Source organism: Variovorax sp. CF079 (assembly GCF_900101545.1).
Taxonomy (GTDB): Bacteria; Pseudomonadota; Gammaproteobacteria; order Burkholderiales; family Burkholderiaceae_C; genus Variovorax.
This window is the reverse complement of sequence record NZ_FMZU01000003.1, coordinates 161,994-187,219: the sequence shown is the minus strand read 5'-3', so window position 1 is coordinate 187,219 and position 25,226 is coordinate 161,994. Positions and strand designations below refer to the sequence as shown.

At 69.0% G+C, this 25,226-nt stretch carries 27 protein-coding genes; 18 read left to right on the top strand and 9 right to left on the bottom strand.

The window, feature by feature from the left end:
• Window positions 1-14: 14 nt before the first annotated feature.
• Genes BLS74_RS05210 through BLS74_RS05195 form a run of 5 tightly spaced genes read left to right on the top strand, consistent with a single transcriptional unit; the run spans window position 15 to window position 3,942 of the window.
• Complete coding sequence (locus BLS74_RS05210; RefSeq protein ID WP_212733633.1) at window positions 15-806, top strand: SDR family NAD(P)-dependent oxidoreductase; 792 nt, start codon at window positions 15-17, stop codon at window positions 804-806.
• 15 nt (window positions 807-821) lie between these two features.
• On the top strand, window positions 822-1,184 hold the full coding sequence (locus BLS74_RS34760) for a Zn-ribbon domain-containing OB-fold protein (RefSeq protein ID WP_212733632.1): 363 nt from the start codon (window positions 822-824) through the stop codon (window positions 1,182-1,184).
• Window positions 1,185-1,187: 3 nt separating this feature from the next.
• On the top strand, window positions 1,188-2,342 hold the full coding sequence (locus BLS74_RS05205) for a thiolase (protein WP_093103502.1): 1,155 nt from the start codon (window positions 1,188-1,190) through the stop codon (window positions 2,340-2,342).
• 15 nt (window positions 2,343-2,357) lie between these two features.
• Entirely contained in the window at window positions 2,358-3,227 is an 870-nt protein-coding gene (locus tag BLS74_RS05200) for a MaoC/PaaZ C-terminal domain-containing protein (protein WP_093103500.1), read from the top strand.
• Window positions 3,228-3,237: 10 nt separating this feature from the next.
• Window positions 3,238-3,942, top strand: a complete 705-nt coding sequence (locus BLS74_RS05195; RefSeq protein WP_093103499.1) for an SDR family NAD(P)-dependent oxidoreductase — start codon at window positions 3,238-3,240, stop codon at window positions 3,940-3,942.
• Between the two features lie 14 nt (window positions 3,943-3,956).
• On the opposite strand, the gene BLS74_RS05190 is transcribed toward BLS74_RS05195, so the two are convergent.
• Genes BLS74_RS05190 through BLS74_RS05180 form a run of 3 tightly spaced genes read right to left on the bottom strand, consistent with a single transcriptional unit; the run spans window position 3,957 to window position 6,708 of the window.
• Window positions 3,957-4,871: a crotonase/enoyl-CoA hydratase family protein gene (locus tag BLS74_RS05190; protein WP_093103497.1), complete on the bottom strand. Its 915-nt coding sequence runs from the start codon at window positions 4,869-4,871 to the stop codon at window positions 3,957-3,959.
• Entirely contained in the window at window positions 4,868-5,722 is an 855-nt protein-coding gene (locus BLS74_RS05185) for an SDR family NAD(P)-dependent oxidoreductase (RefSeq protein WP_093103496.1), read from the bottom strand. Before BLS74_RS05185 ends, BLS74_RS05190 begins: the two co-directional genes overlap by 4 nt.
• 5 nt (window positions 5,723-5,727) lie before the next feature.
• Window positions 5,728-6,708, bottom strand: coding sequence for a phytanoyl-CoA dioxygenase family protein (locus BLS74_RS05180; RefSeq protein WP_212733631.1), 981 nt, complete (start codon window positions 6,706-6,708; stop codon window positions 5,728-5,730).
• 124 nt (window positions 6,709-6,832) lie between these two features.
• On the opposite strand from BLS74_RS05180, the gene BLS74_RS05175 reads away from it, so the two are divergent.
• A complete protein-coding gene (locus tag BLS74_RS05175; RefSeq protein ID WP_093103494.1) occupies window positions 6,833-7,273 on the top strand; it encodes a carboxymuconolactone decarboxylase family protein in 441 nt (146 codons plus the stop codon).
• 46 nt (window positions 7,274-7,319) lie between these two features.
• Here the strand turns inward: BLS74_RS05175 and BLS74_RS05170 are convergent, their stop codons facing one another.
• Together BLS74_RS05170 and BLS74_RS05165 are read right to left on the bottom strand one after the other, a co-directional pair.
• Window positions 7,320-7,748 carry a PaaI family thioesterase gene (locus BLS74_RS05170; RefSeq protein WP_093103493.1) on the bottom strand — a complete coding sequence of 143 codons (429 nt, stop codon included), beginning with the start codon at window positions 7,746-7,748 and terminating at the stop codon, window positions 7,320-7,322.
• Window positions 7,745-8,548 carry an enoyl-CoA hydratase/isomerase family protein gene (locus tag BLS74_RS05165; protein WP_093103491.1) on the bottom strand — a complete coding sequence of 268 codons (804 nt, stop codon included), beginning with the start codon at window positions 8,546-8,548 and terminating at the stop codon, window positions 7,745-7,747. Before BLS74_RS05165 ends, BLS74_RS05170 begins: the two co-directional genes overlap by 4 nt.
• A gap of 99 nt (window positions 8,549-8,647) precedes the next feature.
• Here BLS74_RS05165 and BLS74_RS05160 point away from each other — a divergent pair, with 99 nt between their 5' ends.
• The 8 genes from BLS74_RS05160 (at window position 8,648) to BLS74_RS05125 (ending at window position 17,279) form a co-directional block, all read left to right on the top strand.
• Complete coding sequence (locus BLS74_RS05160) at window positions 8,648-10,549, top strand: feruloyl-CoA synthase (RefSeq protein ID WP_093103490.1); 1,902 nt, start codon at window positions 8,648-8,650, stop codon at window positions 10,547-10,549.
• Window positions 10,550-10,594: 45 nt separating this feature from the next.
• Window positions 10,595-11,800, top strand: coding sequence for an acyl-CoA dehydrogenase family protein (locus tag BLS74_RS05155; RefSeq protein ID WP_093103488.1), 1,206 nt, complete (start codon window positions 10,595-10,597; stop codon window positions 11,798-11,800).
• A gap of 25 nt (window positions 11,801-11,825) precedes the next feature.
• Complete coding sequence (locus BLS74_RS05150; RefSeq protein WP_093103487.1) at window positions 11,826-12,959, top strand: acyl-CoA dehydrogenase family protein; 1,134 nt, start codon at window positions 11,826-11,828, stop codon at window positions 12,957-12,959.
• The gene (locus BLS74_RS05145; RefSeq protein WP_093103485.1) at window positions 12,956-13,750 is read left to right on the top strand and encodes an enoyl-CoA hydratase/isomerase family protein; all 795 of its coding nucleotides are present in this window, start codon (window positions 12,956-12,958) and stop codon (window positions 13,748-13,750) included. Before BLS74_RS05150 ends, BLS74_RS05145 begins: the two co-directional genes overlap by 4 nt.
• Window positions 13,751-13,774: 24 nt before the next feature.
• The gene (locus BLS74_RS05140; protein ID WP_093103484.1) at window positions 13,775-14,677 is read left to right on the top strand and encodes an SDR family NAD(P)-dependent oxidoreductase; all 903 of its coding nucleotides are present in this window, start codon (window positions 13,775-13,777) and stop codon (window positions 14,675-14,677) included.
• Window positions 14,678-14,690: 13 nt separating this feature from the next.
• On the top strand, window positions 14,691-15,440 hold the full coding sequence (locus BLS74_RS05135; RefSeq protein WP_093103482.1) for an electron transfer flavoprotein subunit beta/FixA family protein: 750 nt from the start codon (window positions 14,691-14,693) through the stop codon (window positions 15,438-15,440).
• Window position 15,441: 1 nt separating this feature from the next.
• Window positions 15,442-16,368, top strand: a complete 927-nt coding sequence (locus BLS74_RS05130) for an electron transfer flavoprotein subunit alpha/FixB family protein (RefSeq protein ID WP_093103481.1) — start codon at window positions 15,442-15,444, stop codon at window positions 16,366-16,368.
• A gap of 89 nt (window positions 16,369-16,457) precedes the next feature.
• Window positions 16,458-17,279 carry an IclR family transcriptional regulator gene (locus BLS74_RS05125; RefSeq protein WP_093103479.1) on the top strand — a complete coding sequence of 274 codons (822 nt, stop codon included), beginning with the start codon at window positions 16,458-16,460 and terminating at the stop codon, window positions 17,277-17,279.
• On the opposite strand, the gene BLS74_RS05120 is transcribed toward BLS74_RS05125, so the two are convergent.
• From BLS74_RS05120 to BLS74_RS05105, 4 genes are read right to left on the bottom strand one after another with little or no spacing between them, the layout of a single operon-like run.
• The gene (locus tag BLS74_RS05120; RefSeq protein ID WP_093103478.1) at window positions 17,276-18,418 is read right to left on the bottom strand and encodes an acyl-CoA dehydrogenase family protein; all 1,143 of its coding nucleotides are present in this window, start codon (window positions 18,416-18,418) and stop codon (window positions 17,276-17,278) included. The genes BLS74_RS05125 and BLS74_RS05120 overlap by 4 nt on opposite strands.
• A 6-nt stretch (window positions 18,419-18,424) precedes the next feature.
• Window positions 18,425-19,627 carry an acyl-CoA dehydrogenase family protein gene (locus BLS74_RS05115; protein ID WP_093103476.1) on the bottom strand — a complete coding sequence of 401 codons (1,203 nt, stop codon included), beginning with the start codon at window positions 19,625-19,627 and terminating at the stop codon, window positions 18,425-18,427.
• A gap of 22 nt (window positions 19,628-19,649) precedes the next feature.
• Window positions 19,650-20,795, bottom strand: a complete 1,146-nt coding sequence (locus tag BLS74_RS05110; protein WP_093103475.1) for a CaiB/BaiF CoA transferase family protein — start codon at window positions 20,793-20,795, stop codon at window positions 19,650-19,652.
• Complete coding sequence (locus tag BLS74_RS05105) at window positions 20,792-21,961, bottom strand: acyl-CoA dehydrogenase family protein (protein WP_093103473.1); 1,170 nt, start codon at window positions 21,959-21,961, stop codon at window positions 20,792-20,794. Before BLS74_RS05105 ends, BLS74_RS05110 begins: the two co-directional genes overlap by 4 nt.
• A 157-nt stretch (window positions 21,962-22,118) precedes the next feature.
• Between BLS74_RS05105 and BLS74_RS05100 the strand changes: the two genes are divergently transcribed.
• From BLS74_RS05100 to BLS74_RS05085, 4 genes are read left to right on the top strand one after another with little or no spacing between them, the layout of a single operon-like run.
• On the top strand, window positions 22,119-22,790 hold the full coding sequence (locus BLS74_RS05100) for a TetR/AcrR family transcriptional regulator (protein WP_093103472.1): 672 nt from the start codon (window positions 22,119-22,121) through the stop codon (window positions 22,788-22,790).
• Complete coding sequence (locus BLS74_RS05095) at window positions 22,787-24,004, top strand: cytochrome P450 (protein ID WP_139191631.1); 1,218 nt, start codon at window positions 22,787-22,789, stop codon at window positions 24,002-24,004. Before BLS74_RS05100 ends, BLS74_RS05095 begins: the two co-directional genes overlap by 4 nt.
• Window positions 24,001-24,171: a rubredoxin gene (locus BLS74_RS35015; RefSeq protein ID WP_244503761.1), complete on the top strand. Its 171-nt coding sequence runs from the start codon at window positions 24,001-24,003 to the stop codon at window positions 24,169-24,171. Before BLS74_RS05095 ends, BLS74_RS35015 begins: the two co-directional genes overlap by 4 nt.
• 52 nt (window positions 24,172-24,223) lie before the next feature.
• Window positions 24,224-25,219 carry a Bug family tripartite tricarboxylate transporter substrate binding protein gene (locus BLS74_RS05085; RefSeq protein ID WP_170855499.1) on the top strand — a complete coding sequence of 332 codons (996 nt, stop codon included), beginning with the start codon at window positions 24,224-24,226 and terminating at the stop codon, window positions 25,217-25,219.
• Window positions 25,220-25,226: the final 7 nt, after the last annotated feature.

Below are 25,226 nucleotides of genomic sequence, written 5' to 3'. Positions count from 1 at the left end.
CTGGAGACCGATTCATGACCGAGACCCCCGACACCTCGTGGCGTGCCGTTACCGACCTGGCCGGCAAGAGCGTCGTCATCACCGGCTGCGCCTCCGGCATCGGACGCGCCGCCGCGCTGCAGTTCGCCAGTGCCGGCGCCACCGTCTACGCCGGCGACAGGAACGTGGCCGATGGCGAGGCGACCATTGCGCAGATCCGCGCCGGCGGCGGCCGCGGCGAGTTCATCGAGCTGGACCTGGGCGATGGAGCGACCATCGACGCCTTCGTCGACGCCGCCGTGGCGCAGATCGGCGGCGCGCCGGACATCATCGCCAACGTCGCCGGCCTCGACCGCGTGATGCCCTTCCTCGAGAACACGCCCGAGGTGTGGGACCTGCTCGCGCAGGTCAACTACATCGGCCCGGTGCGCATGATCCACCGCTTCCTGCCGGACATGATCGAGCGGCGCAAGGGCAAGATCGTGATGGTGGCGAGCGACGCCGGCCGCGTCGGCAGCATGGGCGAGACCTTCTATGCCGGCACCAAGGGCGCGGTGATCGCGTTCACCAAGTCGCTGGCGCGCGAGACGGCGCGCTCGGGCATCACCTGCAACTGCGTCGCGCCGGGGCCGACCGACACGCCGCTGTTCAACGGCACGATTCCCGAGGGCAAGCTGCGCGACGCGCTGATCAAGGCGATTCCGCTGAAGCGGCTGGCCCAGCCGATCGAGATCGCGCACACCATCGTCTATCTCTCGACGCCGGCCACCGACTTCATGACCGGCCAGGTGGTCTCCGTCAGTGGTGGCCTGACCATGCATGGCTGACGAGCGAGGACCCCGATGAACCCCGAGAAGGAATTCTTCGAGCACCTGGCTTGCGGGCGCTTCATGATCCAGAAGAGCCGCAGCACCGGCGGCTATGTGTATTACCCGCGCATGGCCGAGCCGGGCACCGGCGCGACCGACCTCGAGTGGGTCGAGGCCTCGGGCCGCGCCACCGTCTACTCGACGACGGTGATCCGCGGCAAGCCGCCGGCACCGAACGCCAACCTCGCGCTGATCGATCTCGCCGAGGGCCCGCGCATGATGAGCCGCGTCGACGGCATCGCGCCCGAGGCGGTGAAGATCGGCATGGCGGTGCGCGCCAGGATCATCATTGAAGAAGACCATCCGCTGGTCGTCTTCGAACCGGTGGGGGCCTGAGCGATGCAGGAACGCTTTCCCCGCGGCCGGACCGCGATCGTCGGCACCGCCACCTTCGGCTGCGGCGCTTCGCCGGGCTACAGCGCGATGGAGCTGGCGCACCAGGCGAGCGTGCTGGCGCTGGCGCAGGCCGGATTGAAGCCGTCGGACGTCGATGGCCTGTTCGTCGTCGTCATGGACGACTCGCTCTCCGGCCTCACGTTCGCCGAGACGCTCGGCATTCATCCGCGATTCCTCGACAACAACCGCACCGGCGGCTCGTCGTTCCAGGTGCATGCGATGCTCGCAGCGCTGGCGCTCGACGCCGGGTTGTGCGACGTGGCGCTGATTGCCTACGGCAGCAACCAGCGCAGCAGCACGGGCAAGCTCCTGCAATCGTCGCGGCCCTCGCCGTGGGAGTCGCCGTACAAGCCGCTGCGCCCGATCTCCTCCTATGCGCTCGCCGCGGCACGCCACATGCACCAATACGGAACGACCAAGGAGCAGCTCGGCGCCGTCGCCGTGGCCGCGCGCCAATGGGCTGCGTTGAACCCCGAGGCTTACGTGCGCGAGCCGCTGACGATGGACGACTACCTGAAGGCGCGCCTGGTCGCCGACCCCTTCGGCGTGCGCGACTGCTGCCTCGTGACCGACGGCGCGGCCGCAGTGGTGATGACGCGCGCGGACCGTGCGCGGGACCTGTGCCGACGGCCGGTGTATCTGCTCGGCGGCGCGCAATCCACCACCCACCGCGAGATCGCGAGCATGCCGGACCTGACCGTCACCGGGCTCGCCGAGGCCGGCCCGCGCGCCTATGCCCAGGCCGGCGTCGGCCCGAAGGACATCGATGTCGTCGAGCTGTACGACGCGTTCACGATCAACCCGATCCTGTTCCTCGAGGATCTCGGCTTCTGCGAGAAGGGCGAAGGCGGCCGTTACGTCGAAGGCGGCCGCATCGCGCCGGGCGGGGAACTGGCGGTGAACACCAACGGCGGCGGCCTGTCCTGCGTGCACCCGGGCATGTATGGCCTGTTCACGATCGTCGAGGCGGCGCGCCAGCTCGCGGGCGATGCCGGCGAGCGGCAGGTGCCGGGTGCGAATCTCGCGATCGCGCAGGGCAACGGCGGCGAGCTCTCGCACCAGGCGCTCGTGATCCTCGGCAGCGAAGACACGCTCTAGGCATCGGAATCGGAAATGCTCGACTACGAAATTTGCAAGAACTGGACCTTTCCCGACATCGTGCACCGCTACAGCGAGCGCGACACGATGCTGTACGCGCTGGGCCTGGGCTACGGCCACGATCCAATGGATCGCGGCGCGCTGCGCTTCGTCTACGAGAAGGAGCTGCAGGCGGTCCCGACCATGGCCGCGGTCATGGGCTCCCCCGGCATCTGGTGGCGCGACCCCAAGACAGGCGCCGATGCCGTCAAGCTGGTGCACGGCGAGCAGGACGTGCGGCTGCTGCGCCCGCTGCCGGCCAAGGGCTGCGTGATCGCGCGCAACCGCGTCGTCTCGCTGACCGACAAGGGCGTCGGCAAGGGGGCGGTCGCGGTGGTGCTGCGCACGCTGGTCGACGAGGCCAGCGGCGACACGGTGGCCGAGAGCCGCAACGTGACCTTCCTGCGCGGCGACGGCGGCTTCAGCGCCCACGGCGGCAGGAGCGATCCCGGCCCCGAGCCGCTGCCTGCGGTGCCGGAGCGCGCCGCCGATTTCGAGCTGAGCTATGCCACGCGGCCCGAGTCGGCGCTGATCTACCGCCTGAGCGGCGACGTGAACCCGCTGCATGCCGATCCCGACGTGGCGGCGAAGGCCGGTTTCGACCGCCCGATCCTGCACGGGTTGTGCACCTACGGCATGGCCGCGCGCGCGGTGATCGAGCGGGTGCTCGACCACGATGCGGCGCGGCTCAAGCGCCTGGCGCTGCGCTTCACCTCGCCGGTCTGGCCGGGCGAGGCCGTGCGCTACGAAATCTGGCGCGACGGCGCGACCTTGCTGCGCTTGCGCGCCAGCGTCGATGCGCGCAAGACCGTGGTGCTTAACAACGGCGTCGTCGAGCTTGCTTGAAACCGTTGGGATGCTGACGACGCAGGACAAGGTGGTGATCGTGACCGGCGCGTTCGGTGCGCTGGGCCAGGCGGTGGTGCGCACGCTGGCGGGGCAGGGGACGCGGCTGGCGCTGCTCGATGCGTCGCCGGTCGCGCCGACCGAATTCGCGCAGGCGTTCGAAGCGTCGCACCTCCTGCTGCCCGGCACAGACCTGTCGCGCTTCGACGCGGCGCGGGCGGCGGTTGCGCGCGTGGCCGAGCGCTTCGGTGGTGTCGATGCACTGGTCAACATCGCCGGCGGCTTCAGCTGGGAGACGATCGCAGACGGCGACCCGGCCACCTGGGACCGCATGCACACGATCAACCTGAAGACGGCGCTCCACGCCTGCAAGGCGGCGTTGCCGCACCTGCTGGAACGAGCGGGCCGGGTCGTCAACATCGGCGCCGGGGCCGCGGGCAAGGCGGCTGCGGGAATGGGCGCCTATGCGGCCTCCAAGGCCGGCGTGCTGCGCCTCACCGAGGCGCTGTCCGATGAAACCAAGGACCGCGGCATGACCGTCAACGCGATCCTGCCGGGCATCATCGACACGCCGGCCAACCGCAAGGACATGCCCGATGCCGACACCTCGCGCTGGGTGACGCCGCAGGCGATCGCCGAGGTGGTGGGGTTCCTGCTGTCGGATGCGGCGCGCGCGGTGACCGGGGTCGGGCTGCCGGTGACGGGACGGCTCTAGGAGTCTGGGGCGGCTCAGCCTTCGCCCGCCGAGGCGCCGCGGGCCTTCAGGCGCACGACGCTGTCTCCATACGGCTCGTCGCGGTTCTTCAGCGCCTGCTTCAGCCCGCCCGACGCCATGTCGGCCTTGAACTGCGTGCGCCGCGGCCCGTTGGCCAGGTGCGCGCGCGCGTCGAGCTCGGCGGTAAGCCGCTGCAGCGTGCGCACATGCATCAGCTCCATGCCGAGGTTGACCACCCGCTTGTGCGCGGCGAGCAGGTCGACGTCGGTCAGCGCGATGCGGCGCGCGAGTTCCGCGACCTCGGTCTCGAGCCGGTCGGCCGGCACGGCTTCCATCACCAGGCCGAGCCGCGCCGCATCGAGCCCGGTGATGCAGTCGCCGGTGAACATCAGCCGCTTGGCCCATTGCGGACCGGCATGCGCGAGCCAGAACTGGGTCGGCGGCGTGCCGTTCGCGCGTGTCGCCGGAAAGCCGATGCGCGCATCCTCGGCCGCCAGCACCAGGTCGCACAGGAAGGCGAGGTCGGTGCCGCCGGCCAGGCAGTTGCCGTGGATCTTCGCGATCACCGGCTTGTGCAGGTCGAAGATGCGCATGCGCTGCTCGAGCGTGCGTTCGAGCGCCCAGCAGTCGTCGTCGAAGCCGCGGCGCTGGCTGCGGTAGAGCGCCGGATCGTAGGGCATGTTCTCGGGTGCGACGCCGGCGTAGGCGCCGGCCAGGTCGTAGCCGGCGCAGAAGTCGCGCCCGGCGCCGTCGATCACCACCACGTTCACGTCGCGCCGATCGTCGGCTTCGAGCAGCGCCTGCTCGAGCTCGCTGAGCATGGTGTCGGACAGCGCGTTGCGCTTGTCCGGCCGGTTCAGCGTGATGCGCGCCACCCGCGCGTCGACGCTGAAAAGAATGGTGTCGCTGCTCTTCAGCCACTTGTTCATGACTTGTCTCCTGCCAGGGCCGCCGTCGCATCGTCCTCGGCCGCGATCATTTCCAGGGCGGCGAGCGCCGCCACTTCGCCGACGCCGCCGTCCACCGGCAGGCAGGCACCGGTGATGAAGCGCGCCTCTTCGCTTGCGAGGAACAGCGCGGCGGCAGCGACATCCCACGCGTCGCCTTCGATGCCCAGCGGTGCGATGCGGCGGCGGCGCTCGCGACCGGCGGCGTCGATGAACTGCTCGACCAGCGGGGTGAACAGATGGCCCGGCGCGATCGTGTTCGCGCGCACGCCGTCGCGGCCGTACATCACCGCGAGCTCGCGCGAGAACGCCACGACGGCAGCCTTCGACGGCCCATAGGCCGCGCCGCCGTGGGCACGCAGGCCGGCGCTGGACGCGATGTTGACCACGTTGCCGCGCGAGGCGACCAGATGCGTGATCGCCTGCTGCGTCATCAGCACCGCGCTCTTCAGATTGACGTCGAGCACGCGCTGCCACAGCCCGTCGGGCAGCGCCTCGAGGCGGCCGCCGCCGGCGCCGTGGCCGACGTTGTTCACCAGCACGTCGAGGCAGCCGTAGCGTTCGAGCGTCGCCGCGACGACGCGGCGGCAGCCGTCCGTTTCGGTGACGTCGGCGGCGCAGACGAAGGCGTCGCCACCGTCGCCGGCGATCATGCGGCGCGTGATCTCGGCGCGCTCTGCGTCCAGGTCCACCAGCGCGACGCGCGCGCCTTCGCGCGCAAAGACATAGGCCATCGCCTTGCCCGTCCCGACGCCATCGCCCTGCGAGCCGGCGCCGGTGACGATCGCGACCTTGCCGGCCAGTCGCTGCAAGTAGCGGGAAGGTCGTGGCATGGCGCTCAGTGGATCGGGCGCATGATCGTCGCGCGCCCGTCCCGGGCCGCGAGGATCACTTCGTCGCCGACGTGAAAATGCTTGCCGACGTCGGCCAGCGGGACCTGCTTGCCGTCGAGGCCGCGGCAATAGGTCGCCTGGTCGACGATGAAACGCCCGCCGCGCCCGTCATCGCCTTCGAGGCCGACTATCTGCGGCTCGACAGCGATGAGGCGGCCGACCATCGGCGGGTTCTCGTTCGCGCCCATCACGCGGATGTCCATCGACAGGCGAAAGCGGTCGGAATGGTTCGCGAGGCCGGTGTGCGGCGTGTTCAGGTCCATCAGCAGCACGTCGCCCGGCCAGTAGGTGGCGCGGCGCCAGCGCTCGGCCGGCACTGCGCCCTCGGGAATCGGATAGAGCGGCGGCTGCTTGGTGTCGTGCAGGATCGGTCCGCGGTGCAGGCCTTCGCCGAGGATCAGGCCGCCGACGTCCTCATCGATCCCGGCGAGCGGGATCCAGCAGATCCGGAACGGAATGCCCTTGTTGTAGAAGCCGTCCTGGTGCACGAAGTCGAGGCGCGAACGCGCGCGGTCGGCGGCCGGCGGCGTGGCACGGTATTCGACGGTCGGGATCCAGAAGGGCTCGTCCTCCAGCAGGCGCCGGAAGAAGGCGTGGATCGCCGGCTCGCGCACGAAGGGCTGCCAGGCCTTGCGTTTCGACAGCGGATCCATCCGCAAGGGGAAGCCCTCGAGGCTCGCGCCGGTGTAGCGGGCCTGGGGGTCCGCCGGGTCGGCCACGCCGTACTCGCCGAGCAGTTGCATGTAGACGGCGCGCAGGCGTGCGACCGCGCCGTGGTCCAGCACATCGCGGAAGAACCAGTAGCCATTGCGCTCCCAGGCGGCATCGAGTGCGGCACGGTCGCCCAGCAGGTGGTTCGAAGTCTCCAGTTCACGTGCGCCGGGCGAGGTGAGGGGCCCTCTCGCCAGAGATTCCGTAGCTTGCATGTTGTGGAACAATGTTCGTAAAATAGAACGTAGTTCACTGTAGGCGATGACCCGGGCGTCCCACCAAGCGGGTTTACCCGAATCCTCGCCGCAAGCGCATACCCAACCACCCGGAGACCCCTCGATGAGCAGCGAAGACGACCAAAGCCCCAACTACCGGCGGGGCGTGAACCTCGTGCGCGAGATGCTCGGAGAGGCCTTCCTCGACGGGATGCTTTCGGCGGCTCACTCCGGAGGCTTCGCGGCGTCCGCCGCGACGATCGCGCTCGAGTCGGCGTTCGGCGCCGTCTGGTCGCGCCCGGGCCTGGAGCGCAAGGAGCGCAGCCTCGTCACGATCGGCATCCTCGTCGGCATGGGCAAGCCCAACGAGCTGAAGAACCACGTGCGCGCGGCGCTGAACAACGGCCTGACGGTGACCGAGCTGCAGGAGGCGCTGATCCAGGCGATCCCGTACTGCGGCTTTCCGTGCGTGGCCGAAGCGCTGGAGGCGACGGTGGCCGTGCTGCGCGAGCGCGGGCTGGTCGGCGACGACGTGAAGACGGCGAAGGATCGCGGGATGCTTTAGGGGGCGCTCAGAGCAGGGCGATCTTGCGGCGCGGCGCCTATCGGTCTCATGCCGTTTCCTCTCCGATGACCTGGCACTGCGCGCTGGCCTGCGCGATGCGCTGACCCTGGCTCCAGATATAGCAGTTGGCGAACACGACGCGTCGCCCGGCGCGCACGACATCGACCCGGGCTTCCACCCAGGCGCCGGGTGCTGCGTTGCCGATCAGATTGACCGAAAGGTTGGTCGTCAGCATCTTCGGTCTCGGCTCGCGCGCATGCTTGGCGGCCCAGACGATCGCGGTGTCGGCCAGCATGCAGATCATGCCGCCGTGCATCATCGCGCCGCGGTTGCGATGCTTGTCCTCGACGCGCAGGCCGACGATGTGGATGGCATCGCGGCGTGCCACGTACAACGGCCCGACCAGCTCGTGGAACGGTCCGAAGGCCGGCATGGGCTCGAAGCCCGCCGGGATGTCCGCCGGGGAATGGCTCATCGATTGCCGAAGCGCGGTGCGCGCTTCTCGAAGTAGGCCTGGCGCTTCTCCGCCGCGTCTTCGGTGGCCTGGGCCTGGAACACCGCGCGCGATTCGATCTCGCACGCCGCCTCCAGGCTCGCGACGCCCTGGTTCAGCCACAACGATTGCTTGGTGAGCCAGACGCCGAGCGGCACGTTGGCACAGATCGCCGCGGCGAGCTCGCGCGCTTCGGCAAGCAGTCGGTCGTCCGGCACCACGCGCAGCGCCAGGCCGATGCGCGCCGCCTCATCGGCCAGCACCGGGCGCGCCGTCAGCAGGATTTCGGCGGCGCGCTGGGTGCCGACCGCACGCGGCAGCATCCAGCTCATGCCGAGCTCGTGTCCGGTGCCGGCGTTGTGGATCGAGTTGACGAACTTGGCCGATTGCGCGGCGAGGCACAAGTCGGCCGCCAGCGCGAACGCGAAGCCGATGCCCGCCGCGGCGCCGTTCACCGCGGCGATCACCGGCTGCGGCAACTGGCGCATCAAGAGTGGGATCTGCGCGATGCGCGTGATCGAGTGCTTCGCCACATAGGGCTTGCCGAGCGCCGGGTCGACCCACGGCGCCGGTCCGGGCGAACGCAGGTCATGGCCGGCGCAGAACGCGCGACCGGCGCCGGTGACGATCAGCACGCGCGTGCCGGCGTCGTGCCGAAGTGCCTCGAGTTGCGCGATCAGCGCCTCGTACATCGGGAAGCTGAAGGCGTTCAGCGCATCGGGCCGGTTGAGCGTCAGCGTGGCGATGCCGTCGTCGGAGCGTTCGCAAAGGAGGTCGGTCATGGCGCGTTCGGCTTGTCTCTGGTGTTCGCATTGTAGTACGATGTTCGACAACATGACTATGCCGTTGCAGCGACGGCCACGCTTCAGGAGACGCATTCCATGCACCAGCGCGATCCCTGGTTCGACGCACCGATCCGTCCGGTGCGGCTCGGCCCGAGCGCCTGCGAGGTGGCGCACGATTCGGACGGCAACATTCGAATGCGCCTCGCCGAGCCCCTGCAGCGCTATCCGAGGCGCTACACCGACCGGCTGGTCCAGTGGGCCCTCGAACGGCCGGAGCATGTGTTCCTCGCGCGCCGACCGCCGCACGGTCCGCAGACCGGCGCCTGGGAGACCCTGTCCTTCGCCGACACGCTGCGCAAGGTGAGGGCGATCGGCCAGTCGCTGCTGGACCGCGACCTCGGCGCCGAGCGGCCGGTGATGATCCTGTCGGAGAACGACTTCGACAACCAGCTGCTGGCGCTGGCCTGCACGCACGTCGGCATTCCGTACGTGCCGGTGACGCCGGCGTACTCGCTGCTGTCGCAGGACCACGCGAAGCTGAAGTTCCTGAACGAGCGCGTGCGCCCCGGGCTGGTCTATGCGTCCAGCGCCGCGGCCTACGGGCGTGCCGCGCGCGAGGCCTTCCCCGAGTCGGAGTTCGTCGCCAGCGAGGCCGGCGGCGGCGCTACGCCGTTCTCCACGCTGCAGGGCGCCGCGCCGGGGAACGCGGTCGACGCAGCCTACGACGCGATCCGGCCCGAGCAGGTGGCCAAGCTGATGTTCACCTCCGGCACCACCGGCGAGCCGAAAGGCGTGATGCTGACGCAGCGCATGCTCTGCAGCAACCGCCAGCAGGTCGTGCAGGCAATGCCCTTCCTGCTCGACGAGCCGCCGGTGCTGGTCGACTGGCTGCCGTGGCACCACACCTTCGGCGGCACCAACAACCTCGGCATCGCGCTGTACTGCGGCGGGTCTTACTACCTGGACCCCGGCAAGCCGATGGCCGAGGCGGTGCAGCCCAGCGTGGACGCGTTGCGCGAGGTATCGCCGACGATCTACTACAACACGCCGGGGGGCCTGGCCGCCTTGCTGCCGTACCTGCGTGACGACGCACAGTTGCGCGCGCGCTTCTACGAGCGGCTGCAGCTGCTGTATTACGGCGGTGCCGTGCTGCCCGCGCACGTCTGGGCCGGTCTCGACGAAGTGGCGGTGAAGCACTGCGGCGAGAGGGTGCTGATCGTCTCGGGCATCGGCTCCACCGAATGCGGCCCGGTGCCGCTGACGACGGGGCGGGATCCGCGCCGCGAGGCGATCGTCGGCCTGCCGGTGGCCGGCGTCGAGCTGAAGCTCGCGCCGGTGAACGACAAGCTCGAGCTGCGCGTGCGCGGCGACTGCGTGACGCCCGGCTACTGGAACGATGCCGAGCGCAGCGCTGCTGCCTTCGACGACGAAGGCTACTTCTGCCTCGGCGACGCGGCGAGCTTCGTCGACCCCACGCATCCCGAGCGCGGGCTGCGTTTCGACGGCCGAATCGCCGAGAACTTCAAGCTCTCCAGCGGCACCTGGGTCCATGCGGGGCCGCTGCGCTGCACCGCGCTGGCTGCGTTCTCGCCGCTCGTGCAGGACCTGGTGATCGCCGGCAGCGGCGAGGACCATGTCGGCGCGCTGGTGTTTCCCGATCTGGCGGCGTGCCGTGCGCTCGATGCGGCCCTCGCGGCCGATGCGCCGGCGAGCGAGGTCGTCGCGAGCCCGCTCGTTCGAGCGGCCTTCCAGCAGCGGCTGGATGCGCTGGCCGCCGGCGCCACCGGCAGCTCGAACCGCGTGCGGCGCATCGTCGCCGAGACCGAGCCGGCCACGCTCGACAGCGGCGAGATGACCGCCAAGGCCTCGCTCAGCCCGGTCGTGGTGCTGCGCCGCCGCGCCGCCGCGGTGGCCGAGCTGTTCATGGATCCGCCGCCCGCGCGCGTGCTCTGCGCAAACGACGAAGCATTGACAGTCCGCTGCATGTCGTTAAACTAAGCGAACACCGTTCGTATATTTGACCAACAGGGAACGATACCGTCCATGCGCTTCGAGTTTTCTCCCGAGGACGAGGCCTTCAGACTGGAGGTTCGCGCGTTCTTGCGCGACCACCTGCCGCGGCCGATGGCGCGCCGCTTCTACATCGGCGCGCATCCGCCGGGGCGCGAGGACGTGCGGGCGTTCCAGAAGCTGATGCACGGCCGCGGCTGGGGCGCGCCGCACTGGCCGCTCGAATGGGGCGGCACCGATTGGAGCCCGCTGCGCAAGCACCTGTTCATGCAGGAGCTGTACGACGCCGACGGGCTCGACTACAGCTGGCAGGGGCTGCACATGGTCGCGCCGGTGATGCTCGCGTTTGCGTCGCAGGCGCAGAAGCGGCGCTTCCTGCCGCCGATGCTGGCCGGCGACGAGTTCTGGACCCAGGGCTTTTCCGAGCCCAACGCCGGCTCGGACCTCGCGAGCCTGAAGACGCGGGCCGAGCGCGTCGGCGACGACTACGTCGTCAACGGCCAGAAGATCTGGACCAGCGATGCCTCCATGGCCGAGTGGGGCTTCTTCCTGGTGCGCACCGACCCCGACGTGAAGCCGCAGCGCGGCATCTCGTTCCTGCTGATCAGGATGGACACGCCGGGCCTGACGGTGCGGCCGATCGTCTCGATCGAAGGCGGCCTCGGGCTCAACGAGGTGTTCCTCGACAACGTGCGCGTTCCCTGCGAAAACCTGGTCGGCGAGGCGGGCATGGGCTGGACCTATGCCAAGTACCTGCTCGGCAAGGAGCGCACCGCGAGCGCTTTCCTCTACTTCAACAAGCGCGAGCTCGAGAAGGCGCGCGAGATCGCCACGGTGCAGCGCGTGAATGGCCAGCGCCTGATCGAGCGCCCCGAGTACGCGCGCAAGCTCGCGCGCGTCGAGGTCGAGCTGCTCGCGCTCGAATACTCTGTGCTGCGCGTGCTGTCGGAGGAGAAGAACCGCCACAACCTCGACGCGGTGGTGTCGGCACTGAAGCTGCGCGGCTCGGCGCTGCAGCAGCGTGTGACCGAACTGCAGGTGGAAGCGCTGGGCCTGCATGCGCTGCGCCAGTGGGGTCACGGCGAAGGCGAAGCGATCGATAGCGACGAGGCGCTGCGCTGGCCGCCGCAGGTGCCCGGCCGCACCGCGCAGGCGCTGATTACGCGCGCGTCGACGATCTACGGCGGATCGCAGGAGATCCAGAAGAACATCATCGCCAAGCTCGCCTTCGGGCTGTAGGCAGGACGCAGGCAGGAACGGGTAAATGGACTTCAACCTCAGCGAAGAGCAGCAGATGCTGCGCGATGCCGCGAACCGCTACGTGCGCGAGCAGTACGGCTTCGAGGCGCGGCGCCGGCTGCAGACTGCCGGCAGCGCATCGACGCCGCACTGGGCGCAGTACGCCGAGATGGGGTGGCTCGGCCTCGGCATCCCGGAGGCCTTCGGCGGCCTGGGCTGCAGCTTCGTCGAGACAGCCCTGGTGGCCGAGGAGCTCGGCCGCGCGCTGGCGCTTGAGCCCTTCATCGGCTGCGCGGTGCTGGCGGCCCGACTGGTCGAGACCGCCGATGCGCCGGTGTTCGCAGCGCATCGGCGCGGTGAGCTTCTCGAAGCCATCGCCGGCGGTGCGCTGCAGATCGCGCTCGCGCACAGCGAGCCGACCAGCCGCTACGAGCTGGACGCGGCGTCGACCACGGCGCGCGCCGAGGGCGAAGGTTTCGTGATCGAGGGGACCAAGCTGATGGTCGTTGGGGCGCCGGGGGCGGGCCGCTTCATCGTGTCGGCGCGAGTCGCCGACGAAGGGCTCTCGCTGTTCTTGGTCGACCGGAGCGCGGTCACGCTGCACGGCTATCCGCTGATCGACGGCACGCTGGCCGCCGACCTGGAGCTGCGCTCGGTCTTCGTTGCCGCCGACGCGCGCCTCACGGCACCCGGTGGCGGCCTCGCGACGCTCGAGGAGGCGCTCGACCGCGCCGCGCTCGCGCAAGTGGCCGAGGCGCTGGGCTGCATGGAGGCGGTGCTCGAGACGAGCAGCGAGTACCTGAAGACGCGCCAGCAGTTCGGCCAGCCGATCGGTCGCTTCCAGGCGCTGCAGCACCGGATGTCGGAGATGTTCGTCGAGGTCCAGGAGACGCGATCGATCCTGTACCGCGGCATCGCCAGCCTCGATGGCGCGCCGGCGGCGCGGCGGCAAGCGGTCTCGGCCGCGAAGGTGCTGCTGGCATCGTCCGCCCGCTTCGTCGGCGGGCAGGGCATCCAGCTGCACGGCGGCATCGGGCTCACCGACGAGTACCCGATCGGCCACTACTACAAGCGGCTGTTGGCGCTGACGACGCTGTATGGCGACGGCGACTGGCACCTCAGGCGTTTTGTCGAGGCGCAACTGGAGACGGCATCGTGAACCTCGACCATTACCGCAGCCTCGCTCTGCGCCGCGACGGGAGCGTGCTTCACGTGGCCTTCAACCGCCCGGAGGCGCTGAACGCGTTCGACACCGCGATGCACGACGAGCTCGAGCGCCTGTTCGGCGAACTGCCTCGCGACGATGCGACGCACGTCGTCGTGCTGACCGGCGCTGGCAAAGCCTTCAGCGCCGGCGGCGACGTCGAGCAGATGCAGCGCCTGATCGACCGCCCTTCGCTGATGGTGCCGGATGCGACGATGGCCAAGCGCCTCGTGATGGGGCTGCTCGACGTGCCGCAGCCGGTGATCGCGAAGGTGAATGGCGCCGCGATGGGCCTGGGCGCGACGCTGGCGCTGTTCTGCGACACCATCTTCGCCGCCAATCACGCGAAGATCGCCGATCCGCACGTGAAGGTCGGCTTCGTCGCTGGCGACGGCGGCGCGGTCATCTGGCCGCAGCTCGTCGGCTATGCGCGAGCCAAGCAATACCTGCTGACCGGCGATGCCATCACCGGCGAGGAGGCGGCCGCGATCGGGCTCGTCAACTTCGCCGTGCCGGCCGAGGAGCTGGATGCGGCCGTCGACGCCTGGGCCCAGCGCTTGGCCGGCGGCGCGCGGCGCGCGATCCAGTGGACCAAGGCCACGATCAACGTCGGGCTCAAGCAGATCGCCGCTTCGGTGATGGACGCCGGTATGGCCTACGAGCTGCTGTCGAACCAGACGCGCGACCACGCCGAAGCCGTCGCTGCCTTCCGCGGCAAGCGCACGCCCGATTTCAGCGGCGACTAGACATCGAACTCAAGGAGCAAGCGGATGGGCATGATTCAAGACAAGGTCGTGGTGGTGACCGGCGCCGGTGCCGGCATCGGGCGCGACTTCGCGAAGGCGTTCGCCGCGCACGGCGCGAAGGTGGTGGTCAACGACCTCGCGCGCGACAAGCAAAGCGGCCAGGCGCTGGCCGATTCGGTGGTCGCCGAGATCAGGGAATCGGGCGGGCAGGCGGTGGCGGCGGTGGAGAGCGTGGCCGAGTGGGATTCGGCTCACAAGATCGTGCAGGCCGCGCTCGACAGCTTCGGCCGCATCGACTGCATCGTCAACAACGCCGGCATCGTGCGCGACCGCTTCATCTTCAACATGAGCAAGGAGGAGTGGCAGGCCGTCATCGACGTGCACCTGAACGGCTCCTTCTACATGACGCGCGCGGCGGCGCCGCATTTCAAGAGCCAGGAGAGCGGCAGCTACGTGCACATGACCTCGACCTCGGGGCTGATCGGCAACCTCGGCCAGGGCAACTACTCGGCCGCAAAGATGGGCATCGTGGGCCTGTCGAAGTCGATCGCGCTCGACATGGCGCGGTTCAAGGTCCGGTCCAACTGCATCGCGCCGTGGGCGTGGACGGCGATGACGGCCGGCATCCCGGCCGACACGCCGGAGGAGAAGGCGCGCGTGGAAAAGCTGAAGAAGATGGAGAGCGCCAAGATCGCTCCCCTCGCGGTGTACCTCGCCAGCGACCGCGCCGAAAAGGTCTCGGGGCAGATCTTCGGTGTGCGCGCCAACGAGATCTATTTCTTCAGCCAGATCCGCATGATCCGCTCGATGCACCGCGGCGGCGGCTGGACGCCCGAGATGATCGCCGACGAGGCGATGCCGGCCTTCGAGGCCAGCTTCTTCGACAACGTGCCGTCGATGAAGCTGACGCCGTGGGATCCGGTGTGAGGAGGATCCGGGCATGAAGGTATTGGTCGCAGTCAAGCGCGTGATCGACTACAACGTCAAGGCACGCGTCAAGTCCGATGGCACCGGCGTCGATCTGGCCGGGGTCAAGATGTCGATGAACCCTTTCGACGAGATCGCGGTGGAGGAGGCCGTCCGCTTGAAGGAGGCGGGGGTCGTCGCCGAGGTCGTTGTCGCGAGCATCGGCGTGCCGGCCTGCCAGGAAAGCTTGCGCACCGCGATGGCGCTGGGCGCCGATCGCGGCATCCTGGTCGAAACCTCGCACGCGCTTGAGCCGCTGCACGTCGCCAAGCTGCTGAAGGCGCTGGCCGACAAGGAGCAGCCGCAGTTGGTCTTCCTCGGCAAGCAGGCGATCGACGACGACGCTGGGCAGACCGGCCAGATGCTCGCCGCGCTGCTGCGCCGGCCGCAGGCGACCTTCGCATCGAAGGTGGTCGTCGGCGGCGACGGCGTCGAAGTCACGCGCGAGGTCGACGGCGGGCTCGAGACGCTGGCGCTGAAACTGCCGGCGGTCGTCACGGTCGACCTGCGCCTGAATTCACCGCGCTACGCGACCCTGCCGAACATCATGAAGGCGAAGAAGAAGCCGCTCGAGACGATCGCCGCATCGACGCTCGGCGTCGACCTCGCGCCGCGCACGCAGGTGCTGAAGGTCAGCGAGCCGAGGCAGCGGGCCGGCGGCGTCAAGGTGGGCGATGTGGCGACGCTGATCGCTAGGCTGAAGTCCGAAGCAAAGGTACTCTGAGATGGCGATCCTGATCCTCGCGGAACATGAGCACGGCGCGATTAAGGGCGCCACCCGGGCGGCCGTGACGGCCGCGACGCAGATCGGCGGCGAGGTGCACCTGCTGGTCGCCGGCCACTGTTGCGACGGCGCGGCCCAGGAGGCCGCGGCGATCGCCGGCGTCGCGAAAGTGCTGGTGGCTGATGCCGCTGCGTATGTGCATCCGCTCGCTGAAAGCCTCGCGGAGCTGGTCGCGGCGCTGGCGCGCGACTACAGCCATGTGCTCGCCGGCGCCACGTCGGTGGGCAAGAACGTGATGCCGCGCGTGGCCGCCTTGCTCGACGTGGCGCAGATCTCCGACATCACCGAAGTGATCGCGCCGGACACCTTCGTGCGTCCGATCTATGCAGGCAATGCAATGGCCACCGTGAAGGCGCTGGATGCGATCAAGGTCCTCACCGTGCGCGGCGCGGCCTTCGACGCGGCAGGCAGCGGCGGTGCGGCGACGCTCGTGCCGGTGCCGGCCCGGCCGGCCAGCGAAACGTCGCGCTTCGTCGGCCAGGCGCTGACGGTCTCCGAGCGGCCCGAGCTGACCGCGGCGCGCATGGTCGTCTCCGGCGGCCGCGGCATGGGAAGCAGCGAGAACTTCCATCTGCTCGACCGGCTGGCCGACAAGCTCGGGGCCGCGGTGGGCGCGTCGCGCGCCGCCGTCGACGCCGGCTATGCGCCGAACGACTGCCAGGTGGGCCAGACCGGCAAGATCGTCGCGCCGCAGCTGTATGTCGCGGTCGGCATCTCGGGGGCGATCCAGCACCTGGCGGGCATGAAGGACAGCAGGGTCATCGTCGCGATCAACAAGGATCCGGAGGCGCCGATCTTCGGCGTGGCGGATTACGGCCTCGTGGCCGACCTGTTCCAGGCCGTCCCCGAGCTGACCGGGGCGCTGTAGAGGCTGCGATGGAACCGAGCTCGGGTAGCATTGCCAGCCTGACAGGCCCGACCGAACTGAGCGGCCCGTCCAGCCTGCACGGGGATTCAATGGTCACCAAGAAAATCGTCGAAGACAACAACACAAGCCTCCCCGCGGATCGCGATGTCACCGGCCCACGCTCGCTCACGCGACTGCTCGGCCTGTTCGACGTGTTGTCGATGACGCCCGACGGCATGTCGCTGGCCGAGCTCAACGTCACGCTCGAGTCCCCCAAGAGCAGCCTGCTGAACCTGCTGCGCCCGCTGGTCGCCGAGGGCTACCTGATCCACAGCGCCGGCCAGTACCGGCTGGGGCCATCGATCTTCCGGCTGGCCGCGAGCGTGATGTCGGCCTGGAATTTCCCGAAGATGATCCGGCCGTTCATGGAGGAGCTCTGCCAGCGCACCGGCGAATCCGTGCTGCTGGGTGTGCTGAACCGCGATGCCGAGGTGCTGACCTATGTCGAGGTCATCGACAGCCCGCACCCGGTGCGCTACCAAATTCCGGTGGGGACCACGCGGCCGCTCTATGCCAGCTCCGCCGGGCGCCTGCTGCTCGCCTATACCGAGAAGCGTTGGCGCGATGCCTACCTGTCGTCGGTGCAGTTCAAGGTCAGGACGGCGATTCCGCTCACGCGCGCGTCGCTCTCGCGCGAGCTCGACCGGATCCGCGCCGAAGGCGTGTCGACCTCGGTGGACAATTACATGGTCGGGCTGGCCGCCGTGGCCGCGCCGGTGTTCGATGGTGACGGCAACTGTATCGCCTCACTGAACATCGCCGGACCGTCGGATCGCTTCCGCAACGAGCTCGATCAGCTGAAGGCCGCGGTCAAGGAAGTCGCGGCGAAGGCGTCTGGCGTGGTCGGCGGCATCGAGGCGCGAGCGGCCTAGCTCATTGCGCCTGCGGCCGCCACCCGCCGCAGATGGTGTGCGGTGTCGCCGAACAGCATCTCGATCACCGACAGCCGCCGGAAGTAGTGTCCGGCCTGGCATTCCTCGGTCATGCCGATGCCGCCGTGCAGCTGGATCGCCTCCTGCCCGACGAAGCGCGCGCTCTTGTTGATCTGCACCTTGGCGGCGGAGATCGCGCGGCCGCGCGCTGCGGGGTCGGGCTCGCCGCACATCATCGCTGCATAGAAGGCCATGCTGCGCGCCTGCTCGACGGCGACCAGCATGTCTACCGCACGGTGCTGCAGCGCCTGGAAGCTGCCGATGGCGACGCCGAACTGCTTGCGCACCTTCAGGTACTCGACGGTGATCTCGTGCACCCGCTCCATCGCGCCGACCGCTTCGGCGCACAGCGCGGCCGTGGCGGTATCGATCGCGTGCTCGATCAGCGGCAGTGCGGCGCCCTCGGGGCCGAGCAAGGCGTCGGCACCCACGTGCGCTGCATCGAAGCAGATGTCGGCGGCGCGCTGGTGGTCCTGCGTGCGGTAGCCGCGGCGCGTGACACCGGCGGCGCCCGGGTCGACGAGAAACAGCGACACGCCGTCGCACTCGCGCGAGTCGCCGTTCGTGCGGGCCGAGACGATCAGCAGGTCGGCGCTGTCGCCGGCCAGCACGAACCGTTTCGTGCCGCAGAGCCGCCAGCCATCGCCCTCGCGCTCGGCCCGCGTTGCCACGTCGGCCAGGTCGTAGCGCGACTGGGCTTCGGCAGAGGCGAAGGCCAGCGTGCGCTCGCCGGCGACGATCGCGCCCACCTGCGCATCCCGCTGCGCGGCCGAGCCGGCCTGGCGCAGCAAGGCGCCACACAGCACCACTGTCGGGAGGTAGGGCTCGAGCGCGAGCGCACGGCCGAGGGCCTGCATCACGATCAGGGTCTCGACGGGGCCGCCGCCGAGGCCGCCGTCGCCTTCGGCGAAGGGCAGGCCGAGCAGGCCCATCTCTGCATAGCGTGACCACAACTCGCGGCTGTAGCCGGCGGGCTCGTCGCGGCAGGCGAGGCGCTGTTCGAAGCCGCAGCGTTCGGCCAAAAGCCGCTGCAGGCTGTCCTGCAGCATGCGCTGCTCATCGGTGAGGTCGAAATCCATGGTTGGTCAGAGCCCGAGCACTGTCTTGGCGAGGATGTTGCGCTGGATCTCGTTCGAGCCGCCGACGATCGACACGTGCCGCGCCCAGTAGTGGTTGGCGGCGATCGTGAGCGCCCAGTCGTCGGCCTCCTCGGCCGCGTCAGGCCGGCCGGTGACGAAGCCGGGGTCGAACTCCAGCGCATGCAGTCCCGCCACCTCCAGCAGCAGCTCGGCCGCCGCCTGTTGCAGCTGCGAGCCCTTCATCTTCAGGATCGAGGACTTGGGGTCGGGCTTGCCGTTGGGGCGCTTGGCCGTTTCGGCGATCAGCCGCATCTGCGTGATCTCGAGCGCCTTCAGCTCGACCTCGATCTCGGCGACGCGCTCCTGGAAGCGCACGTCCTCGATCAGCGGCCGGCCGCCCTGCAGCACCTGCGCGGCCAGCTGCCTGGCGCGGCGCACCCGGAACTTCGAGACGCCCACGCGGGCAATGCCGCTGCGCTCGTGACCGAGCAGGTACTTGGCGTAGTCCCAGCCCTTGTTCTCTTCGCCGACGCGGTTCGCCACCGGGATGCGCACGTTGTCGAGGAACATCTCGTTGGTCTCGTGGTGTCCGTCGATCGTCACGATCGGCCGCACCGAGACGCCCGGCGAACGCATGTCCATCAGCAGGTAGGTGATGCCCTGCTGCTTCTTCGCTGCCGGGTCGGTGCGCACAAGCAGGAAGCACCAGTCGGCATGGTGCGCGGTCGAGGTCCACAGCTTCTGGCCGTTGACGAGGTAGTGGTCGCCGTCGCGGACCGCGCTGGTGCGCAGTGCCGCCAGGTCCGAGCCCGCACCCGGCTCCGAGAAGCCCTGGCAGAACCAATAGTCCATGCGCGCGATGCGGGGCAGGAAGCGGCGCTTCTGTTCCTCGCTGCCGAAGGCAATCAGCGTCGGCCCGATCATGTTCATGTTGAAGGAGATCGGCTCGGGCGCCGGTGCCATCGCGAGCTCTTCCTTGAAGATGTACTGCCTGACCGCGTCCCAGCCGGTGCCGCCCCATTCGGGCGCCCACGACGGCGTGGCCCAGCCACGGTCGTGCAGGATGCGCACCCAGCGCTCCATCTCGTCCTTGCCGATGCGCTGGCCGAGCTCGCACTTGCGGCGGATCTCCGGCGGCAGCGCCGTCGCGAAGAAGGCGCGCACCTCGTCGCGGAAGGCGAGTTCTTCGTCGGTGTAGCGGAGGTCCATGGGGTGTCCAGGTCAACAGACCCTAATCAATGACGCCGTCGCGTCGCAGTGCCGCGATCTTCTCCTGGGAGAACCAGCGCGACAAGGCCCGGTCGGTGTTCCCCGGCGTGACCGGCTGCGGCGGCGTCGGAATGGCGGGCGTGCTGCGGGAGAAGCGCGGCGCAGACGCGGACTGCACGATGCCGTCGATCTCGACCAGGCTGCCGCGCGCCTTCAGGTGCGGATGCCGCGCTGCCTCGGCGAAGCTCAGCACCGGCGACACGCAGGCGTCGGTCTGCTCGAGGCGCGCCGCCCAGTCGTCGCGCGTGCGCTTCTTGAACGTGGCGGCGAGCAGCTCTTTGGCGGGCTTCCAGTGCTCGCGCGACATCTGCGGGCCGAGCTTCGAGGCGTCGATCTCCAGCCGGGCGAGCAGCTCGGCGAAGAACTTCTCCTCGATCGGCCCGACAGCGATCCAGCGGCCGTCGGCGCACTCGTAGCAGTCATAGAAATGCGAGCCGCCGTCGGTCAGGTTGCCGCCGCGGCCTTCGCGCCAGATACCGCCCGCGACCATGCCGTGGAAGGTCGTCGCCAGGTGCACGGCGCCGTCGACAACCGCTGCGTCGACGACCTGGCCCTGGCCGGTGCGGCGCGCGTCCAGGATCGCGGCGAGCAGGCCGACGGCCATGTACAGCGATCCGCCCGCATAGTCGCCGAGCAGGTTCAGCGGGATCGACGGCGGCTGGCCTTCGCGGCCGATCGCCTCCAGGATGCCGGTGATGGCAAGGTAGTTGATGTCGTGCCCCGCCACCTGCGCCAGCGGCCCGCTTTGGCCCCAGCCGGTCAGGCGCCCGTAGGCCAGGCGCGGATTGCGCGCGAGGCAGACGTCGGGCCCCAGGCCGAGGCGCTCGGTGACGCCGGGGCGGAAACCTTCGATCAGCGCATCAGCCTGCTCGACCAGCCCGAGCACGACCTCCACCGCGGCCGCTTGCTTCAGGTCGAGCGCGATCGACCCGCGGTTGCGCAGCAGCGTGTTGAACTTGAGCGGCCGCTCGAGCCCCAGCTTCACTGGCTGCTTGCGGTCGACGCGGATCACGGTGGCGCCGAGGTCGGCAAGCAGCATCGCGCACATCGGGCCCGGGCCGATGCCAGCCAGCTCGACGACCTTCAGGCCGGCCAGCGGTCCCGTCATCGGCCGGCCTTCCCGAGGAGGCTGTTGGCGATGATGTTGCGCTGGATCTGGTTCGTCCCTTCGATGATCTGCACCACCTTCGCATCGCGGAAGTAGCGGTTGATCGGGTACTCGGCCGACACGCCGGCGGCGCCGAAGAGCTGCACCGCATCAGTGGCGACCTTCATCGCGACATCGGACGCGACGCACTTGGCCATCGCCGCCATCGGCGCCAGCGCCCGACCTGTGACGCCGGCGTCGACCATGGCGGCGGTGCGGTAGACCAGCTGGCGCGCCGCTTCGGTCTGCATCACCATGTCGGCAAGCATCCAGCGCACGCCCTGAAAGTCGCTGATCGCCTGGCCGAAGGCGCGCCGCTCCTGGATGTATCGGACGGCGTGGTCGATCGCGCCCTGCGCGATGCCGACGGCACGCGCTGCGACGATCGGGCGGCTGGTGTTGAGCGCCTCCATGGCGACCTTAAAGCCTTCGCCGCCCTCGGGGCCCAGGCGGCTCTCCGCCGGGAGCTTCGCCGCGTCGAAGAAGAGCGGGCACGACGGCACGCCGCGGGCGCCCATCTTGTCTTCCTTGCGGCCCACCGTCAGGCCGGGCGTGCCGCGATCGACGACGAACAGGTTGATGCCGAGCGGCTGCCCGGCTTCGTCCTGCGTCTTCGCGGCGACCAGGATGAAGTCGGCGATGTCGGCGTTGGTGCACCAGATCTTCGCACCGTTTAACACATAGCCGTCGGCCGTGCGGCGCGCGGTGGTCTTGATGCCGGAGACGTCGGAACCGCTCTGCGGCTCGGTCAGCGACAGCGCGCCGCGCAACTCGCCGCTTGCCAGGCCCGGCAGCAGGCGCTGCTTTTGCGCCTCGGTGCCGCCCGCAAGGATCGCGCCGAACGGCGTCCACTGCACGACGAGCAGGTAGCCGGTGTTGTAGCACACGCGCCCGAATTCCTCGACCGCGACGCAGGCCGACAGCGTGCTGCCGGTGCCGCCGTATTCGGCGGGGAAGGGCAGCGCGAACAGGCCCAGCCCCTTGAGCAGCTCGAACATGTCGTGCGGGTACTCGGCCGTGCGATCGATCTCGTCGGCGCGCGGCGCCACCTTGTCGCGCGCCACGCGCCGGATCAGGTCCTGGATGGCCTTCTGGTCGTCGCTCAGGTCGTAGCTTGTGGAGGACACTGGTCGGTCTAATATGTGAACATAGTGCGCAATTCTGAACGTCCGACGCAAGAACGTCAAGAAGCGTGACGAATGAAACACCTTGCCTAGGGTGTGTACCAATATCAGAACATCGAGCGAAAATTAGAATACATAACTGTATTTGAAGGAGACATTCATGCAAGCGTTGAGCCGTGAAGAGAAGCGCGAGGTCACTAAGGCCCGCCTGCGCAGATCCGCCACCAGGGCGTTCGCCGACCAGGGCGTCGGTGCGGCGTCTGTAGATGGCATCAGTCAGGCCGCGGGCCTGAGCCGGGGTGCCTTCTATGCGAACTACACCACCAAGGAAGACATGCTGCTCGAGCTGATGAGCGAATGGCTCGAACGCGAAGCCACCGAGTGGGGCAGGGTGGTCGCCGAGGCGCAGGACGCGGAGGCCGTGCTGCAAGGGTTCCTGGCGCGCTTCCGACGTTCCCGACGGGACGGCGACAGTGGTTTGCTGTGGATCGAGCTGACCTTGCATGCCGAGCGCAATCCGGGCTTCGCCGTCCACTATCACGCCTTCATCACCGCCCACCACCGGCACGTCGCACGCGTTTTCGCGGCCATGTTCGAGAAGGCCGGCAAGGAGCCGCCGGCTGCGCCCGAAGCGCTCGCCGCGGCGGCCCTGTCCTTCGGCGCTTCGTTGGCGCTGCAGAGCGGCCACGGCGCGCAGCGCGGCAACCCCGCCTACGCCGGCGACATGTTCCTGCTCTACCTGCGCGGGCTGCTGGCGATCGCCGGCCCGGCACGCGCATCCCGCCCCACGAGCCGCAAGGCCCGCACTTCGCCCAAGAGGTCCCCGACATGAGTCATTCCGTTGCCGACCGAATCCCGCCGCACGTGCCCGCCGCGCTGGTGCACGAGTTCGACCTGTACAACGTCGAGGTCGCCGATGGCGACTATCACGCCGCGCTGAAGCGCCTGCACGATCCCGGCATTCCCGACATCTTCTGGACGCCGAAGAATGGCGGGCACTGGGTTGCGACGCGCGGGGAGGATATCTACGAGATCTTCAAGGATGCGCAGCGCTTCACCTCGCAGAAGCTCGTGGTGCCCGCCGAGCGCAACACGCACAGGATGCCTCCGATCTTTCTCGATCCGCCGGAGCACACGAAGTACCGCACGCTGCTGTCCCCGCTGCTGTCGCCGAAGGCGGTGTCGGCCCTCGCGGGGCGCGCGCGCGAGCAGGCGATCGAGCTGATCGAGGGCTTCTATCCGCGCGGTCGCTGCGAGTTCGTCGGCGAGTTCGCCCAGCACCTGCCCATCGGCATATTCATGCGCATGGTCGACCTGCCGGTCGAAGACCGCGAAAAACTGCTGGCCTGGGCCGATCAGCAGGTGCGCCCGAGCGGTGAAGCCGAGCGCGAGCAGAGCTACATGAACATCTTCGGCTATGCCGCGCAGAAGGTGAAGGAGCGGCGGGCGAACCCCGGCCCGGACGCGATCAGCCAGCTGACCAAGGCGCAGGTCGACGGGCGGCCGATCACCGACGAGGAGGTGATCCCCATGGTGGCGCTGGTGTTGATCGGCGGCCTGGACACCGTGGCCTCGGCAATGGGCTTCGCGGCGCGCTTCCTGGCCACCAGCCCGGCGCACCGCAGGGAGCTCATCGAACACCCGGATCGCATCCCGGCGGCGGTGGAGGAACTGCTGCGCCGCTTCCCGGTCGTCAATCAAGGCCGCATGGTGCGCGAGGACATGCAGTACAAGGGCGTCGAGATGAAGGCCGGCGACATGGTCGTGATGCCGACGACGCTGCACGGCGTGGACGATCGCCAGTTCGACGATCCGATGGCGGTGAACTTCCAGCGCCGCACGCCGATCCATTCGACCTTCGGCAACGGCGCGCATCGTTGCCCGGGCTCACTGCTGGCACGTACCGAGATAAAGATCTTCCTCGAGGAATGGCTGAAGCGCATTCCCGACTTCCGGATCGAGCCGGGCAGGGAGTGCGGCGTGCGCGCCGGCGTCAACGCCACGCTGTTCGAGCTGCCGCTGATCTGGGAGGTGCGCGCGCGGTGAACACGAAGAAATGGCAGTGCTTCTTCTGCGCGCATGTCTACGACGAGGCTCTCGGCGACCCCGACCACGACATCGCGCCCGGCACCGCGTGGGCCGACGTGCCGGATGACTGGTGCTGCCCGGATTGCGGCGCGACGAAGAGCGATTTCGCGCCGGTCGAGGAGTGAAGACCCCAGTGACCCCACGAAGTACCGGCGCCAGAATCATGAATACCGGGTGATGGCCATGTTCTCTGCAACGCTGTTTCGTGCTCTGAGCTCCCTGCTCATGGTCGCTTTGGCGCTCGGGTTCTCCATTTCGTCGCGCGCGCAGGACTACCCCCGGGCCAGGTCGATACACCTGGTGGTGCCCTTTCCCGCAGGCGGAGCGACGGACGTGCTGGGCCGGCTCGTGGGGCAGGAACTCGGCAGGGTGCTGGACCAGGTCGTGATCGTCGAGAACAAGGCCGGAGCAGCCGGCTCGATAGGGACCGACCATGTCGCTAAATCAGCACCCGACGGCTACACCGTCTGCTTCTGCACCACCGGCCCGCAGGTGATACAGCCGCACCTGACGAAGCAAGGTTTCGATCCGCGCAAGGACCTCATGCCCGTGATCCATGTTCACAACGTACCCAACGTGCTGGTGGCGCGCACCACGCTCGCGGCGAACACGGTGCCCGAGCTGGTACAGCTGGCGCGGAGCAAGCCGGGCCAGATCAGCTATGGGACCACGGGGCAAGGCGGTCCGCAACACCTGGCGGGCGAATACTTCCAAAAGCTGGCGGGCATCCGCTTGAATCACGTGCCTTACAAGGGCGAGAACCCGGCGTTCACCGACCTCATGGCGGGTCACGTCGATCTGGCGTTCGGCTCGATCGCGGTGGCCGAGCCGCTGATCCGGGCCGGCAAGATCAAGCCGATCGCCGTAACCGGCAAGCGCCGCTCGCCCTCGCTTGCGGGTGTGCCGACGGTGGCCGAGGAGGGCTACCCGGACTACGAGGCGTACACCTTCGTGGGGCTGAACGTGCCGGCGGGTACGCCGGGGCCGGTCATCGACAAGCTGAACCGGGCGACCAATGAGGTGCTGGCCGACCACCGGGTCCGCGAGAAGATGCTGGCTGTGGCGGTGGAGCGCGTCGGCGGCACCTCGAAGGCGTATGCCGCATTCCTGGCCGCCGAGTACGAGAAGATGGGGCGCCTCATCGAAGACGGCAGGATCGTCCTGAAGGAATGAATCTGCC